This window comes from Bacillus sp. TH50 (assembly GCF_016650565.1).
GTDB classification, from domain to species: domain Bacteria; phylum Bacillota; class Bacilli; order Bacillales; family Bacillaceae_G; genus Bacillus_A; species Bacillus_A mycoides.
In genome coordinates, this window is the sequence record NZ_JAEKFM010000003.1 from 928,092 (window position 1) to 951,261 (window position 23,170).

Genomic DNA, 23,170 nt, shown 5'->3' on the forward strand with positions numbered 1-23,170 from the left:
TAACCAAGTCTCAAATCCCCCTGGAGCTGAGCAGTTAGTTTATTCTAACTGCTCTTTTTCTTTTTATCGTCACCTTTCCATTGCACCTCCATATGTTGTATAGAAATATCTCCTTTTAAATTGTCATTGGTGCCTCTTTCAAGTCCTAATGCACATCTTAAAAAGAGCACTTTACAAAAGTTCTCTTTTTACTTTGCCAGCCACTGACCCTATAATGAAGTAAGATTTTAACTTATGAATAATTTATGGAATCCTTTCCGATAATAAGAATAGATTGGTAACAGCCAATCTGTATCCATAATGAATCTCTGATTTTCTTGAATTTTCCCTGAGGCAAGGTAGCTATTTTTTAGCTACCTTCTTGTATGAACTGCAAATATATGCACATGCTATTAACGGAATGCTTGAATCATTGTCATTGAAAATGTTCAGCACTTCCGCTCCTTAGGAGAACAGTCTACGCAGCTGTTCTCTTTTTTATTTTCTTTTTTTAAATATAAAATGAAAAAGTATAATTAAATCCTCAACAATCAATAGCATTGCAACATTCTCAACGTTCCCTCAACAATTTCTCCATATTTTCCATGGACAATAGCACACTTTCTCGGCAGTTTTAATATTAAATACTGCAAGGAGGTGCTGAAAAATGACTTGGTTTATTATCTTAGGATTTTTGCTTATTTTAATTATAAAAGCGGTTTTCATGCACATAGTATTCATATCATTTTCAAAATAGGTTCAGATACAAAAGCTGTGCCAAGTTGGTCTTTCATTAATAGAATAAACTTCGAAACATTTAAAGAATTAATAAAAAAACCAAATAGTAATAAACTTAAAATCCTTACAATAGGAGAACTTGTTATTCCTTTAAGTTTCTTTAACAGATTATTTGGCAAAACATTAGTTTTTCTATTCCTATTCTTTTACTCTCAATACTTAAACTAAACGCAATATGAAATGAGTTAAAAACTAACAATCGCTAAGCGTAACAAACAACCGGCCACCTATTATGAACTGGTTCCAAAATTTAGACAAAAAATTAAGCGGCTATTTGAATGTGAGTCCGGTATTGTACTGGACTCATTCCTTTTAACTTTGCTTTAATTCTTTTGTGATTATAAAAATCTATATAGTTATCTGATTCCATCTTATAATGTTCCATACTTCAAATTCTTTAAGATAACTTACATTCGCCTTGTCTTGTTCTGTAATTTCTTCTCTTTTTGAACTAAGGCCTTTAACTTTTTTAAATAATCAATATTCATACGTAAACGTGCATTTTCTTCTTGTAATGCCTCTACTTCAATATTTAACTTTGATTTTGTATTTATATTTTCCATAGCTGGACCTCCCTTCTTCTCTTCATATAGGAAATCCACGCCTTTTAAATCAAATATTTCCTTCCACCTACGAACCAATAAACTCCTTAACAAAAACTGTTTATTTATTTCATTTATCGTTATTCTATATCTAAAAATTCCAGATATATTCTTTGAAAAATCCTCTCTGTATTCATTCCATATTTATCTCTCGCAAATAAATCGTAGTACATATTATATCCAACACATTTATAGTTCTTAATAGTATTTTTAACAAAATCTTCTTGAATTTAAATAGACATGCCACTTTAAACTGTCAACTCCATCTATATTGATAAATATGAAACACCTAATATATTTGACATTTCAATGACTTATAACAGGAAAATATATACATTCAATAAAACCTGATGTATCTTTGCTTTGTAAGTTATAGTTAGTTGGCCAACTTTCAATGCAATTTAACAATAAAAAGTAAGGAGGACCTAAAATGAATCAAGCATTAAAGAAAAGTAAGAAAAAAATGATGTATCTAGTTGGTTCACTTCTAATTTCTCTATCAATGTTTTCAACTACAAGCTTTGCAGCTACAGAAGGTGCTGTAAAAAGTGTTACAAATAGTAATTATACCGGGATTGCAGCAGATATAAATCTACCAAAGTCAGTTGTTGTTAAGGATGGATATGTAAATTGGTATTTAGGTATTGGATCATCTAAAGTTGAAGGGGGTATTTCAAAAACACCAAGTGGATATAAAGTATTTCTTAATTCAGGATATAATGAATCAGGTCAAAACAGTAAGTATTGGAATACACGGTATGATACATCAATTAAAGATGGTGATCGAGTAAATCTTAAATTAGTTAATAACGGAAATGGTACGGTTACTATGTATGTAAATGGAAGCCCTAGATACGCAAATCAGCCTGTATATGGTACATTTTCTCAATATGAACCAGTAAAAATGGTTCAGGGTGTGGAGGACACTGGACGTAATTCTTTTAGCCAATCTAGCTTTTCAAACGTGCTACTAAGAGCAGATATGTCTGGATCTACCTACAAAAGTTGGAACAGTTCAATTTCTTCTTCATTCTCTAGACACGGTACTTATGGTAGCAATTTCACAATTTATTCACAAGTACCGTTAAGCGCAAGTTTACGTTAAGTATGCTATTTGCATAATAATGTTTTCAAGAAAAAAGTAGCTGTACTTTTAATCTGTACCCTTTGTAAAGGACATCTTGAAAAAAGTTAGGCAACATCAAGAAGATGATTTCTGTATCCTGGTCTTACCCCTGTCAAGTAGACAGTAATAGATTAGGTGCCTTTTCATTAAGCAGCCTTAGTTCCAAATTCAATAGGACTAGGGTTGTTTAATCTTTTTTGGAATCTTTTGTTATTGTAATAGCTTATATATCTTTTAGTAGCCTTAAAGACTTCTGTCTTTTCATAAAAGGTATGTCTATAAAAGCATTCTGCCTTAAAATGACTAAAAAAGCTCTCTATACATGCATTATCGTAACAATTTCCCTTCCTAGACATACTCACAGTTATTTTGTGCTTTTTAAGTAATTGGTTATATTTTTTTGATGTATACTGATAACCTCGGTCGCTATGTAATACTGTTTCGTGGGCTTTTCTTTTTCTTAAGGCTTTATTGACTGTATCTGTAACTAATTTCAAATTGTTGTATTCGCTCATTCGGTAGGCCACAACTTCGTTATTGTAAAGGTCTAGTATCACTGAAAGATATATGCGCTTATTATTAAAGGTAAGATAGGTTATATCTGTAACCCATTTTTCATTTGGCCTTGTAGTTGAAAACTCTCTGTTTAACAGATTTTCCGACACGATGCATTGTTCTTTCAAACCAAAATGCCGCCACTTTTTCTTTCGAATCTTAGCTTGTACCCCCATTCTCCTCATTAAACGATATACTCTTTTGTGATTTACCTGTAAACCATAATACTTTTTGAGCCATATACAAATTCTTCGGTAACCATAGCTACCATTTATATCTGGATCTCGTTCGCATTCTCCTATTTTAGACATGATAAATTGGTCCTCTTTCATCTTTTCAGAGGGATTGTTGATTCTTTTTTCCCACTTATAATATCCACTTCTTGAAACACCTGCAATTTCACAAAGCAATACAATTGAAAAATTCTGTTTTAAGGTATAAATGACCTCATATTCTACTGATTTACTTTTTTTGATCTCATCCCCCTTTTCGTATCTAATAGCTTTTTTAAGTATGCATTTTCCGCTTCTAATCGTTGTATTCTAGCATCTTGACTTATTTCATTTGTTTGTTTAGATCTTCCCCGTTTTTCTTGTAGGCCCAGAATACCTTCATTTTTATATTTTTTAATCCATCTATCTACAACTGAATATGTAACTCCTAATTCCTTTCCGATTAGCTTGCTTCCAATTCCTCTATGTAAGTACAATTCAATAGCTTTCATTTTAAAATCAATTGAAAAAGTTCTTCTAATTTTCCCCATAAAAAATCCCCTCCATAATAAACAGTAAAGTAACTTTCTTTCAACTGTCTACTATAAGGGGATCATATTATCCAACAGGAGTCATCTTTTTTAAATTCCATTGATATCTATAGTGATTATAGTACGTCATATATTTCTTAATCTCTTGTTTCAACTCAGTAAAAGACTCGCAAGGTTTTATATGTGCTTCATCTTTCAGATGACCAAAAAATGATTCTTGTGGAGCGTTATCCCAACAGTTCCCTCTTCTTGACATAGATTGTCCGAGCTTTAGCTTTTTGACTAATTTTTGGTAGGTAGGGCTTGTGTAGTGGGCTCCTTGATTTGAATGAATATATGCACCTTCAGTCAATCGAATCCTCTTATTCCGTTTTAGTTTATGAAGAGTTGTTGTTACGAGGTCTAATGTCATCTGTTCTGAAACATGGTAAGCTAAAATTTCATTGGTTGAGCCGTCTAAAATTGTAGATAAATAAGCTCTTTTATTCTTACCGTAAACTAAATAAGTGATATCTGTAAGAAGCGTTTTTCCTGGGGTGTTTTGTTTAAATTCTCGATTTAATTGATTCGGCACTACTCGATGTTCTTTTGAAGCTTTCAGCATTCTTTTATAAGGATTTGCTTTCCGAATCGGACAGACAATCTCATATTTTTTCATGATTCTACGGATACGCTTTAAATTGTAGACAACTTGAAAATGACCCACCAATGTCATTTTTATTTGACGAGCCCCTTTCTTTCGATTTCTAAATCGAAGTGCTTTTAATATGATTTCTTTCACGATTTCATCTTGATTGTTCTTTTGTTTCCGTTGTTCTTGAGATGAAATGGAAAAATAATTATAGTATCCCGAACGGGATACACCAGCTACTTTACACAAATAACTCACCATATTTCTTAAGTTATATTTTATGATGACAGAACGAATCAGGATATATTTCTGACTAGGTGATAAAGTTATTTCCTTCTCATCCTCCCTTCCATAAGTTTGATCTTTTTTAACAATTCATTTTCTGCCTTTAGTAAGTTCCGTTCGGCTTCTAAACGAGCATACTTCTCTTCTAACGTAAGCTCTCTCTCAAGAGTTCTTCCCGCGTTTTGGCGTGTATCTCGCAAACCAAATACACCATTTTTTCTGTAAGCAGCACGCCATCTACTTCCTGATGACATAATTCGTTTCATTCCAATCATATCTATATCAAAACCACATTCTTCAAAAATATTTCGAGGTAGTTTTCCTTTCTCATTTTCCTCAATAAAAATACGCTTAAATTCATCTGTATAAGTGATACCTTTCTGACTTACAGATTTTATGTAGGGGTTATTTGATAGAATTTGAATGTCTCTTTCTGTAAATAGCTTTTTTGTCATTTTGAACTTTCTCCGATCCCAATTTTCTCTCATTATACAAGAAATACCCTATAGAATAGACTTTTTTCAGTGTCTATTCTATAGGGTACATTTTATTTTGTACAGCTACTTTTTTATGCAATAAATCAGTAATAGATATTCGAGCTGCAATAAATGCCCCTTTTATACTTTGAAATGTAATTTGCAAACTACAATTTGACATAATTCTAATAGTATGGGATGTATATTTCTCCATAAAAGCAACTTATTTTTATCTCTTTTAAACAATTTATCATATTATTTTCATCTAATTAGGCACAGAAACGTTTTGCAAAATCTTACTACTTTTAGGAAAAACGTTTTTAGGGTACATTTTAAAATAGCTCTTTTTCTTTGAAATGTTTCTGTGCTTAATATTTAAAATATCTTATGTCAAAATTTCCCGCAACAAATATGTTAAATGATTCATAATTATATATAATATGGAATATTAAAGTTAAATATTCCATATTATACTCTATTAAATATAGCGTATTTAATTTATTAGTAATTAATTTATTAGTCTAAGTATGAATTATAAAGTATGTTCGTTTAAAATTGTCACAATATAATTTTATATTCGACGTTTTTAATTACTCGTGAAACATTTGCAAATGTTTTAACCGTTATGTATAAGGTAAATATCCCCTCTAAATATAAGATTTACTTAATTTAGATTCTTTCTCTCATAGTCGTAATGTCGAAAAAAGTCGAATTTTTATATTTTTTCTTTATTTTCTAGTTGTAAACGTTTTATTTTCATGTTACCATCTTAATCAAACATTAGATGGTAATAAAACTTAAAGTATTTCTTTCCCTTAGAGACATATAAACGTTCGGTAATACCATGAAAATAAGGCCAAAGAAATATGAGTTACCTGATAAAAGATTTAATAGGATTTTTACCACTTTAATTTTCTGTTAATTCAGAATGTAACACTTTAACATTTTGTCCCTAAACAAAATTTAAATTTTAGTGTGGTAAACTCAAAAAGCTAAATCACCCACCCAAATTAATAAATGATATATCCTGTTATATCTAACGATCAGTCATGAGAAATAGATTTCTTCCTAAGAAAACTTAGCCCATTAATAAAAAGTGTCTAAATTTCTATCTTTATTACCATCTATTGTTGATAACATATTTACCAACTATAAAAAAGAACCTATTGAAGGTTCTTTTTTATTATAATCATTAGCACTTCAATTATTGATAATCATTGGTGTTGAATCTTTATTCCCTCACCTTATATAGTTTTCTTTTATTAACACTTGAAGACTTATTGAGGTACGGTTCTGATTTTAATTTTTTTTATTTTTAAGCGACTAATTTCCGAATGATGGGCCATCCACAGTTTTATATCTAATAAAGAAAGAATTATGTCTGTTTCAAGTGACATTTTGCTTACCTCCTTCTCTCTTATGGGTTATGTAGATAATATATCTCTTGAATCTGGAGCCTTTAGAACACATAATGGATACCCTAAAAAATGGACTTTATTTTATCTTTATCTTATCTTTACCTTATCTTTAAATTTTTCTATTAAACTTAGCATTTAGAAAAAAATTTTCGAGTCTAAAAAAGCTGGGAAATAGAGAATTATTGAATTTTTTTAATAACCAGTCACCATTGAAAATAGGGTTTCTTGTAAAAGGAGGAGTAATATTTGAAGAATAAGAGAAAAGTACAAACTATTATATTATTCTTTATTAGTATTTTAGGGTTAGGAACAATAATCGGGATACTATATTTTAATGACAAAACCAATACTCAAAAAAATAAAGCGTTTGCTACCGAGGAACGTTTATTGCAATATGAGCCCATCATGAAAAAAGAATTAGAAAAATATAATTTGGGAGAAAAAACAGCAATTTTACTAGGAATTATGTACCACGAGAGTAGGGGTGAGGGCAACGACCCTATGCAATCTTCCGAATCACTTGGATTAAAGCCAAATGAAATCCAAGAGATAAACTTGAGCATTAAACAAGGGGTAAAACACTTTGTTCAAATGTATAGATATGGAGAAGAAAAAGGTGTTAGCATGGATACAATTATTCAAAGCTATAATATGGGGCCAGGCTATATTGATTTTATTGCCAATCAAGAAGCTAAACAACACTCGGAAGATACAGCTAAACAGTTTTCTAAGTTGAAAGTTGATCAGAATCCAGCTACATACACTTGTGGTGGAAATAAACAAAATTTTAGATATCCATATTGTTACGGTGATTTCACATATACAACAAAAGTGAATGAAAAAGCAAAACTTATTGAAGAACGCCTCCAAAAAAATTAAAATTGTATATATTTGTTTGAAGGAGTTTTCCATTTACTTTTATATGGTTTTTCATCAACTTTTATCCCCTCTTACCATCTAAATGTATATATACAACTATCGTATCATATTTCAATTTAAATACGGCTCTAGTTACATATTTCGCAAAAAATCTATCCAGAATATAAATAAAATCACCATTTTACATGAAATAGTATCCACTTAGCGAATTCATTAGGCATAAAAATAAATGTAAATTCAATAAAAAGAGAGCACCCTCGCTATTGGTGCGCTCAATGTGAATTGGGGTTTATCCTGAGCATTGAATAGGACACGAAGAACTCGTCCTGTTACATAATATTATGCTTGTCCATATTATAAATGTGCAATAAAAAAGCACCCTCGCCCAGGCGCCAAGAGATACATATACGTTGAGGTAACTAACACGTTAGAAAAGGCCCTTCCATATCATTATATGATTATCAATTATCTTTATACCTAGCAGACTCATTAAATACGTTTAATGTATCATTTCTATTAGTTTAACCATGCCTAATGCCATCTAATTCATGGTTAGTATTCTAAATAGACCAACGATGTATTATAATCCTTTATATACCCAAGAAGGTTTACTATGCTTAATTTTCATAAAACATTCCCCATCTTAGGATTCTTTTGGTTTTTATATAGTTTTATCGGCATCATCTTTTTATTACTATTCCTTAGCGTGTAGTAACAACGCGTATAAATATATGTTTAATGTGTGATTTCTATTATCGGCTTTGTTAACTAACACTTAAATTATTTTAACAGCCTTTTGTTTAATTCCCACAAAGCTGTTTTGTTACTATCCCATTTTAAAAGCGTTACGGCTTCCTCAAAGCACAACCATTTATACTTGAAGTGTTCTTTAGATAATTTAATATTTTTTGTAGGAACTTTAACTCCAAAAGAAAATTCTTTTATTACATAAACATCTTCTCCCCAAAGAAATTCACCAACTACATCCTCTACTGGTAGTGAAGACACAGAATCTAGTTTTATATGTGGACATTCTCTTATAATACCAGCCTCTTCAAACGCTTCCCGTTTTGCTGATTCAATAGGAGTCTCACTAGCTTCTCCACCACCAGCTATTCCTTGCCAATAACCATAATCACTTCGATTAAAAATGCCATATTGAATGGAATCATCAGTTTTTATATAAGGAAATATCAATACTTGATACGGCGCTCTCATTGCTTAACCTCCTCTCGAAAAAATATGAACAATTTATTCACTAACTTGCTATTTTAGTAAATAAAGAACCAACATCAAAATTCTACATTAATAATGCAGGTTTATGGTATCGGCTCTCCATTTTTTAAGAATTTTATTTTTCATAAATAGGTTTACTCTTAACGTGATAAAAACCTGCTTATTTCTTATTTAATTTGCTTAGCGTGTTTTTTTTCGAAATGCTGGCGGTATCACATGTTGACGAACCAGTCCAAATAGTCCCTAAAACGGTCGTTTAAGGAACTTTATTTATATCTATCAAAACTGAATGAAATATGTTTAAAATTCAGTTCAAAAACTCATTACCAAAAACAAAGTTTTATATCAAACATCAGATACCGTTTATGGAACACTCTTAATGTACGGAAAACCAAGTTTTTTAAATAAAAAGTTCCTTAGCGTACGAAATTCGCGTTATGTTGGCGGGACCCCATCGCCATCAAGTTAAGGTTTTGAAGTAGCCCCTAAATGAAAAAATTCTTTCTCTATAGGGGCACCATATCATGCCCATCAACTTAAAAATGAAAACAAAGTGTACTTTCATTTTGTGGAGGTAAAGCATTCCTAAAATAGAAGCATACTCTTAATAATATGCATACCAAATAAACCCTAACGGGTTTCCTTTTTTAAATTATGCAACTTTCTTTTGTTTTTTCAACCCATTATACTCATAAACAACACCCATAATATCAAAAACAGTCTTCTTCTCATATCGATGAGATTTTCTTCCGTTCTTCTGTAGGAGGTGGAACAGGCTGATTAGGATCTTTGTTATTTCTTGGATGTTTTGTTGTATGGCTTGATACAAACTCGATAAGTGATCTTGAATCATTCCAATTGCTTTATATTCACTTAATTCTTGTTTCTTCTTTTGTAAAATTAATTGTCGCATCTTAAACATAGTAGAAGAACATAGAAAAATGGCAATGAGTTTTCCATAAACATGGCATTCTAATCGCTCTTGTTTAATATGTTGCCAATGATGAATTTGAAATAAGGATTTCCAAGTTTTAAAAATGATTTCAATTTGCCAGCGGAGAGAGTAAAAATTATGGATTTGTTCCATCGGAGCAATCTCCCAAGGTGTATTGGTAACATATAGGTTCATGCCAGCTAATCGTTTGCTTTTTTCCGAATATGTAATCCCTTTTTTACTTTCTGTGTACACTTGTTTTTTCATACGCTCACGAAGTTGTTTTTCTGTTAATCGATACATAATCACCCGAGTAAATAGTTTTTTATCCTTTCCAATATAAGCTTCTTTTATTTCATAGGACTGTCCTGGTTTTAAGGTATCCATGATGTGCTCTAAATCAACTTTGATGTACTGAGATTGTTTTTTTATTGTTCCGTTTCGAAAGTATTCAGGAAATTCATTTTTGACATATACCCTATTGTTTAATTTGAGTCGCGATATATAGTACACACCACGTTGATCCATTTGATCTAAATCATCCAGTGAATAATAGCCTAAATCCCGAATACATAGGTCACCAGGGCGTAATGTTGATAAACACTCTGTTCCAAAGGTTTTATCATTATTTTTCCCTGGTTCCACTTGGAAATTTAAAAACTGACCACTATGTAAATCATATTCTAACTGGATTTTTATACCCGCTGTTTGTGCACAACCACCTGATCCAGGATATACATTGGCCAAGTGTTTTGGTACGTGAAAAATGGTTGCATCTAAAATACGAATTCGCTGAAAATAGGTAAGTGAAGCACTTGGAATTGCTGACTTTCCACAAACTTTATTTTTTAATAATGTGGAGAAAATATGTTTCAAAAAGAACACTGCCTTTTTATTAAAGCGCTTATTTAGTCCTTCAGGACTCATAAGAGTTCCTGTTGATGCATGTAGCTGACTACACAATCGGACTAATGAATCACTCGCTACTCGTTGACTAATCCAGACACATATAGTAGCTAAATCATACCCTGAAAATTTACGTTTTCGTTTTACAAAACCTAGCTCTCTAGCGAGATTTTCCAAAAATGAAGGGGTAAGATGTTCATATAATTCTTCAGCAAATAATTGTAATTCGTCAGAAATTGATAGATACATACAAAAACGCCATCCTTTCCTATGATTCTACAGAAAGAATAGCGTATTTTTTGGTTTTGGTGCAAAGGTAGTGGAAAAGAAAATATAACATATATATTTCTAGCATAATGGTAGGATAATCCTGGTTCCTCATCATTTCTACTCTTACTTTTTTTCCATTTGATAAAAACACCCATCATATGGATAAAAATTTATCTTAGCTTGATAGTAATCGGGTACCGCTGTTTTGTGCAAGCAACAATCCCTGAAAAATGCAGAAAAAATTCTAGAGGCGCGCAGCTATTTTTTTAAATGTTAATTTTGGTATTTCCAGAAGATAAAGCATTTCGCAAACGATAATTTTCACCTGTGAATGCAATGATATGAGCATGATGGACCAAACGGTCCACCAATGCAGAAGTAAGCCGGTTATCACCAAATAGGGATCACCATACATGCCCATCAACTTAACATTTTGAAGTATCCCCCAAACAAAAAAATTGCACTGTTAAAGGTAAATATAGAGCTAGAATGTAGGTTATTAAGAATTAATAATTATTAAAGTAGAAGATTTTAAGAATGTTTTAACCTGGCTGAATGAAGGTTCGTTTATTTCCCCCTTAAGTTGATGGGCATGGGGCACCATATCAAAAAAGAAAATTGTAAGTTTAGACACATTTCAGATACAAAATAACCGATCCCTTATACGTTAAGGGACCGGTTATTTATTTTCCTACTTTTTACTTGTAATGGTCTTAAATGATTGATTTAAGGTTGTAAACTTAAATCATAAATAAAAGATAGAGTAAAAACTATATAAGAAATAAATGTAACGAAAACAAGAAAACATATAAACTGAGCATTAGATACATATTGTTCTATTCTTTTTTTCATTTTAATTAGTATTATTTTTCAGATGTGAAGTATCAATTTGAATTTCACCTTTCCAAGATCCAATTACTTTTCCAATTCTATTTATATTTACATCTAAAGTAAGGGGCTGTTTAAAATCGTCTTTTCCCTCAGAAACTATAACAAATGTAGCAACACCTTCGGGTTTATCATTATCACGAATACCTATATCATTTAATTTTTTACCTGCTGCCATAAGTTCAAAAGGAAGACGGTCATCTGAATCATGGATAAATGATAGTCTCCCTTCATGTTTAATCTCAGGGTTTTCCTCTTGTTGCCCATTAATTTTACCATCACTTTCGAGCTCTAATCCTGATGTATCAAATTCAAATGGTACTAAACTTCCGTCAGCTTTTTCCATTCTATAATGAACTGATATACGTGAATCTGCGATATATAATTCTTTGAAATGTACAGTAATACCTTGATCTGTAATTTTTTCATCAATAGGAATATATTCACCATTCTTCATCATATCTTGTGTGACACCATTTTCATCTTGTATTCCTTCATTTACAACTTTATCATTTGTAATTGCATCAGAAAAATATGAGGCAACATTTGTAGCCGCTACTTGTACTTGTGGAATCATTGCTGTTGTGAACAGTGCTGCTGCAGCTACTGCTGTATACATGAAACGTTTTGATTTTTTACTCATGTTTGTAAAGAGTCCCTTCTTCTGTTGTTTTTTGTGATTTATATTAGAAACATTGTCTAGCTTGGAACGACTTTCAAATGTTTTCCATGCTTGTTCTATATCAATTTTAATTTCTTGTGGTGAACTTGCAGATTCTTCATCTAGCATTACGTTTTCCCATTGATTTAATTTACTAATTTCTACTAATAAATCTTGGCATGCTTCACATGTATCTAGGTGCTTTGTGAATTCCTTTCTTATATCATGAGAAATTTCTCCATCAATATATGTTTGAATAAATCCGATATCATAACATTTCATTTGTTATGCCTCCTCCATTTGTTTATAAATCTTGCGAAATTTCATTTTGGCTCGGACCAATAATGTTCCAATAGAAGATATTTCAATTTGAAGTATTTCTGCAATTTCTTTATATTGAAAACCAGAGAATTTCATTAGTAAAAGGGTTCGTTCTCGATCATTCATTTTATTTAGTATCGTTTGTACCTTTGTAATTTCTTCTTTTCTTATCCAATCATCGTCTAATGATGAAACATTTTGTACTTCATGGTATTGTATTTCTTTATCAATCTTCGCTTGTTGCCTTTTTTCAGATCGCAAATGGTTATAAGCTACATAAGTAGAAGATTTAATCAACCATCCAGGTATGTTTTCAATTACTTTCCAGTCGCTACGATATAATTGTAAAAACACTTCTTGTGCTAACTCTTCAGCGATAGATTGATCTTTAACAATCCATATAATCTGCTTCACAGCATAAGCATAGTACTGCTTAAATAAATCTTCAAAAGGTATATCAGAAGCATGACTTTCTTCATTTTCTATGGTTAACATGTTAGTTTAAACCTCCCTTTCAATTTGATGCCTGTATTATAGAGAAACCAGAAAAACGGATTTTGTGACAGTTTTTCTGGTTATTTTTTTATTATGTACTAAAAAAAGCATTCATCTGATTAAAAGATAAATGCCAAAAGGGAAATGAAAACATAAAACTATAACTCTTGCAGTAGTTTTCTATTAATGGGGTACCGCCACATCGCTATCAAGCTAATAAAAAAGAAATGCCCCCTAGAATGAAAAAAACGCCATCCTTTCCTATGATTCTACAGAAAGAATACCGTATTTTTTTCATTTTAGGGGAATAATTAATCTCTTAAGTTGATGAGCATGCAGCAAGCCCCTTTAAAGGTAATATTGTGGTACCAGGCTGCCCTCTATACTGAAAAGGTAATATCACAACTCAAACTGCTATATTTATTTCCTATCGAATACACTCTTTTTTATTAGCACGTTTCCATAAATATATGGTGTAGAAGAATAAAATTGCAATAATAACATATGCAAAAAGCGACGAGACTTGAACATTCCCCATAAAATTAAAGAAATTATTAAAAGCGTGGAAAGGAATGGTGATAATAATTGATTGCTTATTTACGATAAGTAAGGACAGAACAAGTCCAACTAAAAATGCATATATGATTTGTAAAATGGTATCTTTAATAGACTGCCCACCAATTAGTTGTAATAAATGGGTGATACCAAACAAAAAACTTGAAATCAAAACTGATTTTTTTATCCCCTTTGAAAACAACATTTTGAGCATAAATCCACGAAAAAAGATTTCCTCAATAAATGCAACAACAAAAAATTGCATGATAAACATAAAAAATAAGTCAGATACCGATGTGGTGAGACCCCATAAAGAAAAGACACCCTAAGGTGCCTTCCTCCGACTTGAACCACTTTAATTTAATAATATGTATTGGACATTAAGTAAACACGTCCTATAAAACAGAATCATTTATTTTCAACAGATTGTTAGTGTACAAATACAAGAGAATCGAGATCGTTTGTTTGGCTAGATTAAAGCAACGCCACACCACACCTATATGGTTGAGATGTGTTACGCCTTCTAATCGGAGAATCAGCTTTATAGAACGTGTCCACAATTTATATTTTACTACATGTAATATTTATTTTATGTAATTTTTACAAATATGTATAATTACATAAAATTTACGAGAAAAAGAGAGTATACTTTGATATTGTGTAATAAAGATAAGGCCCACCTACGGAAATAGGTGGGTTTTTTGTTGGGCATTACTATCTCATTGCACAAAAGGGAATTTGCATTAAAATAATATCATATTCTTAGAGTTCTTATATTGAGAAAAAAGACACTCTTATGAGTGCCCCTTTTTTTAGTAACCGAATCCGCCGCTACCGCCGCCCCAACAACTACATCCTATAATGATTAACAGGATGAATAGAACGATCAGTAAAGCAAATCCGCCACCTAACTGTCTACGCTTAAAGACTAAAGTTACCTTTAGCCCTCCAAGACTCGCTACGAGCGAATGGCTAGTTCTTACTCGACGGGAATCCCACCCGTTATATGATACGACCTAGGCTTGGCCGCACACCTGCCTCGTTAGTTAATATGAAAATGAAACCCAATGTCTTTCAGGCGAAAGTATAATCTTGGTTTGGAAATATACAACTGTTTGGACATAAAAAAGACCATCGAAATGATGGTCTTGCAGACTGTAGACAAATGCATAAAATAACGGATGAACATTTCTCTGAACACTTACTTTACTTCTTTCATAAATAGTCTAACGTTTTCAGCGATTTCTTTGAATTTGGTATGGTGTAAATAATGTGATCCATCCATGGTTACTACTTTTCCATGTACCGAGTCTTTGATCTGCCCTTCATGCAGAGGTATCCATCCTGCTACATCTTCACTATTCGCTTGTACAAAGAGAAGAAGTGGAAGATATTTAGGGAAGATTAAACCTTGAGCCCCTTTAAAATTAGACGAAATATGGTCCATCTCATTCAAGGTTGTGTCATTATACATGTTTTTATTCGAAATCATTTTCATTTGCTCTACGGTTTTTTCATCAAATGCCAGTCCAGCATAGGGGTCAGCACTGATTTTCATAGCCAATCTTAAGAGGCCTGATTTTTTGAGATATGCAAACGTTTTTAATGGGAAATTGATATCCATACCCGGTTGTGTTGCAACACTGCTATCGATTCCGACAAATGCAGTCACCTCGTTTGGATATTTGTTCACATAATCAATTCCATAAATACCTGTAATGGAGTGGCCCATGAGGATGTATCTGTTAATATTAAGCTGCTGTAGAGCTTCATGAACTTCACTTACCATATTCTCCGTGGTTCGCTCTTTTACAGTTTCATCACTTAATCCATAACCGAAAGGCTCTACCACAACAACTTTGTAAAATGGAGATAATTCATCGATAAGAAGCTTAAAATCAAGCCCTGGAGTAGCTGTTCCATAACCAGGCAGGAGCACGATCGTTTCCTCGCCCTCGCCTTGAATTAACACATTCATGTTTTTCCCGTCTACAGATACGTGCTGCCCGTAGGGCACTATTCGTTTTTGCTCCGAATGACTACTCATCACATTTACGATATAAACAATACCTAAAAAAAGTACAATGGCTAGAACGATTGCTCCTATGATTTTAAGTAAGATGTTTCGCACTTTCTTTATTTTCATTCCGCTCAGCGTTTTCTTTTCCTCTTGTTGTGTCACTGTCATCTTCTCCTGTCCTGATCTGTTTGCCTTCCTTCATGTGCCTGTAATGAAAACTTAACCAATGAAGATGTACTCACCATGACGACAATATGAACTGAATATGAACTGCCAAAAAAAATGCTACGGCTCTTATATACAAGTAAGCTTGCATATGAGTCGTAGCATAGAGAATGAATCTAACTAATCTGTTGGTGTAGTGATTGGCAAGGTGACAATGAAGGTCGTTCCTTGACCAAGTTCACTTTTCACTCGGATGTCACCTTGATGAAGCGACACGATCTGTTTAACGATAGCGAGTCCCATACCACTTCCATCATACTTACGACTGTGGGAACGATCGGCCTTAAAAAAACGCTCGAATATACGCTTCTGGTCGTCAAGGTTAATACCAATACCAGTGTCGGATATTAGGATTGTGACGTTTTTGATATCTTGTTTGATGCTTACGTTAATCACGCCGGTATCCTCGGAAAATTTGATGCTATTTCTAAGGATATTCGTCCATACCTGATTTAACAGGTCATGATCAGCCGTTACTTTAACTGTCTGTAAATCAAGCTCGAAATGTATATCGCGAGCAGACCATTGTGGCTGGAGCGCCACAATTATCCGTCGGATTTGTTCATCGAGGCTGAGCGTGACGAGCCGCAGTTGCTTTGACTGCGATTCAAGAAAACTCAGCTTTAACAGGTTATCGCTCATTTTGGACATCCTTTTCGCTTCAGCGATGATAATATCAAGATAACGGCTTCGTTCGTATTCTGAAAGGTCAACTTGCTTAAGCACTAGAGCATAACCGGATATCGAAGTGAGCGGAGACTGAACCTCGTGCGACACGTTCGTTACGAATTCCCTGCGCATCTGCTCAAGTTGCTGCAGATCGTGCATCATTTCTTCGAAGCTGCGAGCCAAAGTACCCAGCTCACTCGTTTGCTTAATATTCAACTTGACGTTGAAATCTCCAGATGCTATCCGCCTGGTCGCTTTTGTCAGCTTTTTTATCGGTCTTACCAGGAATACAGAGGCAACTAGAATCAATAAGCTTCCTGCAATCAACGAACATGTTGCAAAGACCAATGCCCACTTTGTGACAAAAGAGGCTGAAGGAGGGGCGAGCGCTTCCAAAAATATCGCTTTCGTTCCCATTTCTGTTTTCAATGGCAACCCTAAGAGGACCGTGGCAATACCATTAGGAGTGTCCTGAACAACACCTCCATCTAATACTTTCTTTAGTTGCTCCATCGTCACAGGCGCAGGTTTGTGTCCGTGAATTTTACCGTAAGACTTGAACTGACCCGTTGCTTCGTAAATTCGAATATAATAAGAATCGAGCTGCTTCATTTCACTTACGAACAAGTCCGCTTCACGTAACGGAAAGGTCTTGTAAATCCGGACGATGTCTTGGCCAAAGTTACGTGAGTTGATTTGAGCGTTTTCGTTCAATTTATCTTCGAATATCCAAGTTGACACAAAAAAAGAAATGATCGTGCCCCCGATGATGGAGACTAAAAATGTCAGGACAACACGTATATATAAGGATCTGATCATTCATAAACCTCAAGCCGATACCCGAGCCCGCGCACCGTTTCGATCCGAAAATCGGGTGTTGTCGCGAACCGTTCACGCAGCCGTTTAATATGTACGTCTACCGTTCGATCATCTCCGGCGTAATCGATACCCCAAATCTGATCGATCAACTGCACGCGCGTATAGACTTGTCCGGGTGTTCCAGCGAGCTTATACAGCAATTCGAACTCCTTTAGCGGCAACTTAAGCGACTCCGTCCCGTTCATCACCTTATAGGTCTGTCGATCAAGGATGACGTTCCCGAAATGGATCTTCTGCGTGGAGCCAATCTTGTATCGTTTGAGTAGTGCCCTAACACGAACCGTCAACTCTAACGGATCGAATGGTTTGGTTAAATAATCGTCCGTCCCAAGTTCGAAACCTTTCACTTTCTCCCATGTTTCTCCTCTCGCAGTCAGCATAAGTAAAGGTAGATCAGGATTGGCTCTTCGGAGCTCCTTGCTTAACGTCCAACCATCCATAATCGGCATCATAATGTCAAGTACGACAAGATCGACATTCGTTGAGATGTAGACGGCCAGTGCTTCCTTGCCGTCCGCTGCTTCAGCTGTTGCGAATCCGTCGTTGCGTAGAAATAAACAGACGAGTTCGCGAATGTTCGCATCGTCGTCAGCAACTAGTATAGTAGGCATCGGTTCCCTCTTTTCCCTGTTTTCCACCGCATTATTTTAAGCAATCATTATACTATAAATTAACACGTATGTTGATTAACCAAAGTAATACAGTTTCTTGATTTATCGACCTGTAGAATTCAAGTGTTTCTTTCAAACTAATTTGCCACTCAATTGACAAGGCTTCACAAAGAAACAGGCATGTGAAACCTGCAAATGACAAGCGTTTATTTTGTCTTTTGGCCCTGTGCACGAAGAAATTTCAGCAAAGCATAGGCAATTATAGCTGTGAATAACTGATTGAACAACGCATTGGATGTTGTGCCAAACAATACGGGAACGTTCAAATTCAGCTAAATCCAGCGGAAAAATGATTCAATTGCCCAGCGCGATTTGTACATGGCGGCGATTCCTTCGGACAGATAGATTGATAGAACGCATATTCCCCAAACTACTCCAGTAATTACACCATCTGAAATAACACGTCCCATACCCACTAATTATTTTTCATCAAATGTGTATGGCGTATCAACTTTGATTGCACATTCGTTCCAAATCATTACTTGTTAATTTAAGTGAATTCCATCATAAAGATTCATATAGGTTTAGTAATTAGTCAAAGTTATTAGGGTGTTCTGTCGTACAATTTATATATTACTATATAATCACCTCCTGATTTTTGTATATTATAGTTCTACATCGACACATAATATATAACTTTTTCTCATTGCTTATTGAATTAATCTGCTCCGTTCAAGAAGAACCATATCAGTTTAAATAACTCAGATTTTGACAAAATTAAATTGATTCAAATGATACCCACCTTTTAGTAATCTCAGAAAATTTCTTAGTCGCGAGTGAGGTTGGTTTTCTTATAGCTAATCCAATAGTTCGATAGCTATCACTTTCAAGTGGAATGGCTGCAAAAGAAATTTTTGATGTCGGTATAATCATTTCTGGCAATATACTAATTCCTAGATTATTCTCCACCATGGAGATCACTGAGTATTCATTCATATTTTCGAATCGAATATTGGGGCTAACTTTATTCTCCCTAAATATTTTTTGAATATCATCATAACACTGATATGTTGGCATAATAAAAGGTACATTTTCTATTTGTTGCATTGATACTTGGTTTTCCTTACATAATGGGGATTGGTTAGATACAACACATAAAAGTCGATCCCTCTTCAATTGTACGATTTCAAAGGATTTTTCAAATGATTCAAAGTAAGTATCATTATTAATAAATCCACAATCTAATCTCCCGTTTTGTAACCAATTCTCAACCTCAGCATAGTTTCCTTCCAGTAATTCGATTTCAATATTTGGAAACTTTTCCTCCATTTTTTTAAGAATACCAGGAATCCAGTTTTTAGAAATACTCGAAAAAACCCCCACTCTTACTGTTCCTTTTTGGAACCCATTGATAGCGGCTACTTCCTGCTTCAGCATGTTGTTATAGTATAAAATTTTCCGAACGGTAATTAAAAGCTCCTCTGCATTTTTGGTCAATGTTAAAGTAGAGTGATTACGAATAAATAAAGGAAAGGAAAACTCTTTTTCCAAACTGCTAATTGCATGACTTACAGCAGATTGGGTGAAACCTAACACTTCTGCAGCTTTTGTAAAACTATTGAGTTCTGCCACCTTGTTAAATATTTCATATTTTGTTAAAGTCACTATGGTCCTCCTCATGAATTTTATTCATGTCTCCATTATATTTCTTCGTTTTATTTAATGCCATTACCAACATACAATAAGTGCATGCTCTATTATATGACCCTTGACAAGGGATGTATTTTTTATGGAAGGATGAAGTGAAATGCAAAAAATTTTAGTTACAGGTGCCGCAGGTAAGATTGGCCAAGATGTTACAAGATTCCTAGATAAGCAAGGGAATTACCAGTTACGGCTAGCAGATATTAACTTATCTGCTTTAGAAACTTTTAAAGATACAAATCATGAAATCGTATATTTAGATGTTTCTGATTTAGCTGCTTGTCAAGAATTTACGAAAGGTATAGATATAGTTATACACTTGGCAGGTAACCCTTCGCCAAATGCTGATTTTTATGGCTCCTTATTAGAAAATCATATAAAGGGAACCTATAATATTTTTAGAGCTGCTAGTGATAATAATGTATCCAAAGTGATAGTTGCTTCCAGTGCTCAAACAATTGAAGGCTATCCTTTGGATTATCAACCACATGCTTATTCACCCACGAGACCCAAAAATATGTACGGGGTAAGTAAGTGTTTCGCAGAGGCTGTTGCTTCTTACTTTGCTTATGAAGAAGGGTTACAAAGTCTTGCTATTCGTATAGGTGCATATGATGATTATAATCCATATGGTAAACCACTAACAGCTAGAGATATGAGTGCATACTTAAGCCCAGAAGATTTTATGGACCTTCTCTTAAAGTCGATGACGGCAAAGAACTTACCTCCATTTTCAATTTTACATGGTGTATCTAACAACAGGTTTAAACGAATTGATATTGAAGGAACAAGAAAGTTAGTTGGTTATAGCCCAAGTTCTGATGCTTTTGTACTAAGTGGTATTAAGTTCTTTGATTCTTGATAAAGGCATATCTAGAAAAGAGATTATATTATTGTTATTTAGCTTTTATTTGTTCTATTTTCAATAGCTACAGTTTCTATAATCATAAATATTCCAATTTTCTCAGATAGGGCACACTATTCTTCTGTCTCATTTGTGGAACAACTCTATTGTCACCACTAGTTCCACAGATGTTCTTTTCCTTTTCAACATAATGGGGTAGCACCACATCGCCATCAAGCTAAGATTTTGAAGTACCCCCTAAATGAAAATTTTCTTTCTCTACAGTTAGTTATTTTGAGAGGTCAGCTCATTTTTTTGTTTTGGGGGTGTTTACTTTTCTTATTTATTCTATTTAACAAAAGCACCTTTTTGTTTGAATGTATTATTTCACAAATTCCCCGTCATAGAAATAACTTTATTATGATTTACAGTTTACAATGACTGAAATTTATATTAATAAAGACCTCCATTTACGATTCGAACTTTGCATATGAATTGCTAATCAAGTAATAAATCGGACTTAAATACGATTACAGCATTTCCTGCAATTCTTACTTCCTCTGGCTCCTGATTACAAATTTTCACTTGAACATCAATGATACCCGCCCGTTTTATAGCTTCGCCCTGCACTGCTTTAAAACTAAATAAAGTATTATCATGTTTGACAAGTCTATGATGTATCAAGTATGCGCCTAAAGGACCGTTCGCATTACCTGTAACAGGGTCTTCGTTAATACCGATTGCAGGAGCAAACATTCTTCCATGAATTAAAATATCAGAGTCGGGAGCATTCATCGTAAACACATAGAAACCATTGCAATTAATTAATCCACTGACTTTTGTGAGTAAATCCATATTAGGGTTTAATTGTTTAAGAAGTTCCGAATTTTTAATTCCAATCATCACCTTAGAATGCCCGGTTGAAACGATTTGTACTGGACAATCTTCTAATAAATCATTTTCACTAATATTGAAAGCTGTAAATATATTCTCTAAAGCTACACCTTCAATCACAGTTTCAAAACTTATACTACCCTGCGTCATAATAATTTTGTAATCATTATCTTCATTAATCACATCGACTGGTAAAATGCCGGCACCAGTTTTATGATAAACTTTAACTGTATTTAAACTATTTTCAACTGCACGAGCATAGTGGGCAGCAATCGTCGCATGTCCACAGATAGGGACCTCATGAGTAGGCGTAAAAAAACGAATATGTACATCAGATTCGTTATTGTCTGATTTAAAGATAAATGCCGTTTCCGAATTGTTAAGCTCTCTAGCAATCCTCTGCATCTCACCCGAGGATAAACCATCTGCATTTGTTATTACACCAGCCGGATTACCTGATAATTTTTTCTTCGTAAATGAATCAATTTGATATAATCGGTACTTTCTTTCCATGTCATTTTCCACCTTTAATATATTTAATTTTTGGTCCTTTATACTATCTTTAATTCTTATTATATTAAAGTTCCCCCGTTGCTTCTATAAGGAGCTTGATAGAAATGTGGCGATACCCCATCGCTATCAAGCTAATAAAAAGAAATGCCCCTAAAATGAAAAAATGCGCTATTCTTTCTGTAGAATCATAGGAAAGGATGGCGTTTTTTATGTCTGTTTCTGTGTCTGACGAATTACAACTATTTGCTCAAGAGATTCAAAGTTTTTTATCTCCAAATACCTTACGGGATCTTGCTAGAGATGTTGGTTTTGTACAACGAACCAGTAAGTACCAAGCAAAAGATTTAGTCACTTTATGTGTATGGGTGAGCCAAAATGTAGCTATGACTTCTTTAACTCAGTTATCTAGCTGTTTAGAAGCATCAACAGCAGTGCTCATCAGTCCTGAGGGACTGAATCAACGATTTAATAAGGCGGCCGTCCAACTTTTACAACACCTACTAGCCGAACTACTAAGCAAAAAATTGGCCGCATCTATGCCGATTTCTTCTCCATACACTTCTGTTTTCAAGCGTATTCGTATTTTAGATTCAACTGCATTTCAACTCCCGGATGTATTTTCATCGGTTTATCCAGGTGCAGGAGGCTGCATCCATACAGCTGGGATGAAAATTCAACTTGAGTATGATTTGTTAAGTGGACAGTTCCTTCATATTCATACAGGTCCAGGTAAACAACATGATCGCACTTACGGCTCTCTGTGTGCCCCAACTGTGACAGCGAATGATTTATGTATCCGAGATTTAGGTTATTTTCATTTAAAAGACCTTCAATAAGATGGGAATCAAATAACTCAACTTTCGCACCTATAAAATAAGCGGGGCGATTTAGCTATATTGAATTTAGAGTCTATCAATTGTGTACTGTACAACTTGAGTAAAATGAAAAACACCTCGATCCTTGGTATAGTGAGATTACCTAGAAATCACTACCACAGAAGAGGTGCTTAACTACAATAGCTCAAAATAACCAA

At 33.9% G+C, this 23,170-nt stretch carries 17 protein-coding genes and 7 pseudogenes; 5 read left to right on the forward strand and 19 right to left on the reverse strand.

Annotated elements, in window-relative coordinates:
* Positions 1-646: 646 nt before the first annotated feature.
* A pseudogene (locus tag JFU23_RS04910) lies at positions 647-945 on the forward strand (hypothetical protein).
* 94 nt (positions 946-1,039) lie between these two features.
* Here the strand turns inward: JFU23_RS04910 and JFU23_RS04915 are convergent.
* Together JFU23_RS04915 and JFU23_RS04920 are read right to left on the reverse strand one after the other, a co-directional pair.
* Positions 1,040-1,162: pseudogene (locus JFU23_RS04915) on the reverse strand (IS3 family transposase); the annotation flags it as partial.
* Between the two features lie 22 nt (positions 1,163-1,184).
* Complete coding sequence (locus JFU23_RS04920; RefSeq protein ID WP_201031504.1) at positions 1,185-1,340, reverse strand: hypothetical protein; 156 nt, start codon at positions 1,338-1,340, stop codon at positions 1,185-1,187.
* Positions 1,341-1,809: 469 nt separating this feature from the next.
* On the opposite strand from JFU23_RS04920, the gene JFU23_RS04925 reads away from it, so the two are divergent.
* Positions 1,810-2,484: a hypothetical protein gene (locus tag JFU23_RS04925; protein ID WP_201031505.1), complete on the forward strand. Its 675-nt coding sequence runs from the start codon at positions 1,810-1,812 to the stop codon at positions 2,482-2,484.
* A 167-nt stretch (positions 2,485-2,651) separates the two neighbouring features.
* On the opposite strand, the gene JFU23_RS04930 is transcribed toward JFU23_RS04925, so the two are convergent.
* From JFU23_RS04930 to JFU23_RS30905, 4 genes are all read right to left on the reverse strand, one after another.
* Positions 2,652-3,593 (reverse strand): IS3 family transposase, encoded by a 942-nt coding sequence (locus tag JFU23_RS04930; protein WP_201032261.1) that lies wholly within the window; start codon positions 3,591-3,593, stop codon positions 2,652-2,654.
* The gene (locus JFU23_RS04935) at positions 3,515-3,823 is read right to left on the reverse strand and encodes a helix-turn-helix domain-containing protein (RefSeq protein ID WP_078175295.1); all 309 of its coding nucleotides are present in this window, start codon (positions 3,821-3,823) and stop codon (positions 3,515-3,517) included. The genes JFU23_RS04930 and JFU23_RS04935 overlap by 79 nt, the downstream gene beginning before the upstream one ends.
* 67 nt (positions 3,824-3,890) lie before the next feature.
* Positions 3,891-5,194 (reverse strand): IS3 family transposase gene (locus tag JFU23_RS04940; RefSeq protein ID WP_242483492.1). Its coding sequence is split into 2 segments (ribosomal slippage): positions 3,891-4,816 and positions 4,816-5,194, totalling 1,305 coding nucleotides; the frame shifts between segments, so codons are not numbered across the junction.
* 73 nt (positions 5,195-5,267) lie between these two features.
* Complete coding sequence (locus JFU23_RS30905; protein WP_265176855.1) at positions 5,268-5,396, reverse strand: hypothetical protein; 129 nt, start codon at positions 5,394-5,396, stop codon at positions 5,268-5,270.
* Positions 5,397-6,879: 1,483 nt separating this feature from the next.
* Between JFU23_RS30905 and JFU23_RS04945 the strand changes: the two genes are divergently transcribed.
* On the forward strand, positions 6,880-7,512 hold the full coding sequence (locus JFU23_RS04945) for a lysozyme family protein (protein ID WP_002035240.1): 633 nt from the start codon (positions 6,880-6,882) through the stop codon (positions 7,510-7,512).
* Between the two features lie 780 nt (positions 7,513-8,292).
* Here the strand turns inward: JFU23_RS04945 and JFU23_RS04950 are convergent.
* From JFU23_RS04950 to JFU23_RS04995, 12 genes and pseudogenes are all read right to left on the reverse strand, one after another.
* Complete coding sequence (locus JFU23_RS04950) at positions 8,293-8,730, reverse strand: NUDIX hydrolase (protein WP_201031507.1); 438 nt, start codon at positions 8,728-8,730, stop codon at positions 8,293-8,295.
* Between the two features lie 670 nt (positions 8,731-9,400).
* Complete coding sequence (locus JFU23_RS04955; RefSeq protein ID WP_053446570.1) at positions 9,401-10,837, reverse strand: IS4 family transposase; 1,437 nt, start codon at positions 10,835-10,837, stop codon at positions 9,401-9,403.
* 287 nt (positions 10,838-11,124) lie between these two features.
* Positions 11,125-11,259: pseudogene (locus tag JFU23_RS30495) on the reverse strand (ATP-binding protein); the annotation flags it as partial.
* 452 nt (positions 11,260-11,711) lie between these two features.
* Entirely contained in the window at positions 11,712-12,689 is a 978-nt protein-coding gene (locus tag JFU23_RS04960) for a DUF4179 domain-containing protein (RefSeq protein WP_201031508.1), read from the reverse strand.
* Between the two features lie 3 nt (positions 12,690-12,692).
* Positions 12,693-13,223, reverse strand: a complete 531-nt coding sequence (locus tag JFU23_RS04965) for an RNA polymerase sigma factor SigX (RefSeq protein WP_002190245.1) — start codon at positions 13,221-13,223, stop codon at positions 12,693-12,695.
* A 427-nt stretch (positions 13,224-13,650) separates the two neighbouring features.
* Positions 13,651-14,079 (reverse strand): annotated as a pseudogene (locus tag JFU23_RS04970) (CPBP family intramembrane glutamic endopeptidase); the annotation flags it as partial.
* Between the two features lie 511 nt (positions 14,080-14,590).
* Positions 14,591-14,686, reverse strand: a pseudogene (locus tag JFU23_RS04975) (YjcZ family sporulation protein); the annotation flags it as partial.
* 293 nt (positions 14,687-14,979) lie between these two features.
* Complete coding sequence (locus JFU23_RS04980; protein WP_149190772.1) at positions 14,980-15,960, reverse strand: alpha/beta hydrolase; 981 nt, start codon at positions 15,958-15,960, stop codon at positions 14,980-14,982.
* A 183-nt stretch (positions 15,961-16,143) separates the two neighbouring features.
* Complete coding sequence (locus JFU23_RS04985; RefSeq protein ID WP_149190773.1) at positions 16,144-17,511, reverse strand: sensor histidine kinase; 1,368 nt, start codon at positions 17,509-17,511, stop codon at positions 16,144-16,146.
* Complete coding sequence (locus JFU23_RS04990; RefSeq protein WP_002084315.1) at positions 17,508-18,182, reverse strand: response regulator transcription factor; 675 nt, start codon at positions 18,180-18,182, stop codon at positions 17,508-17,510. The genes JFU23_RS04985 and JFU23_RS04990 overlap by 4 nt, the downstream gene beginning before the upstream one ends.
* 386 nt (positions 18,183-18,568) lie before the next feature.
* Positions 18,569-18,812: pseudogene (locus JFU23_RS30500) on the reverse strand (GNAT family N-acetyltransferase); the annotation flags it as partial.
* A gap of 147 nt (positions 18,813-18,959) precedes the next feature.
* Positions 18,960-19,847: a LysR substrate-binding domain-containing protein gene (locus JFU23_RS04995; RefSeq protein ID WP_002142572.1), complete on the reverse strand. Its 888-nt coding sequence runs from the start codon at positions 19,845-19,847 to the stop codon at positions 18,960-18,962.
* 142 nt (positions 19,848-19,989) lie between these two features.
* Between JFU23_RS04995 and JFU23_RS05000 the strand changes: the two genes are divergently transcribed.
* A complete protein-coding gene (locus tag JFU23_RS05000; RefSeq protein ID WP_061675664.1) occupies positions 19,990-20,748 on the forward strand; it encodes an NAD-dependent epimerase/dehydratase family protein in 759 nt (252 codons plus the stop codon).
* 480 nt (positions 20,749-21,228) lie between these two features.
* Here JFU23_RS05000 and JFU23_RS05005 read toward each other — a convergent pair whose 3' ends face one another.
* Positions 21,229-22,137 carry a PhzF family isomerase gene (locus JFU23_RS05005; RefSeq protein ID WP_201031509.1) on the reverse strand — a complete coding sequence of 303 codons (909 nt, stop codon included), beginning with the start codon at positions 22,135-22,137 and terminating at the stop codon, positions 21,229-21,231.
* Positions 22,138-22,346: 209 nt separating this feature from the next.
* Here JFU23_RS05005 and JFU23_RS05010 point away from each other — a divergent pair.
* Positions 22,347-22,970: pseudogene (locus JFU23_RS05010) on the forward strand (IS4 family transposase); the annotation flags it as partial.
* Between the last annotated feature and the right edge of the window lie 200 nt (positions 22,971-23,170).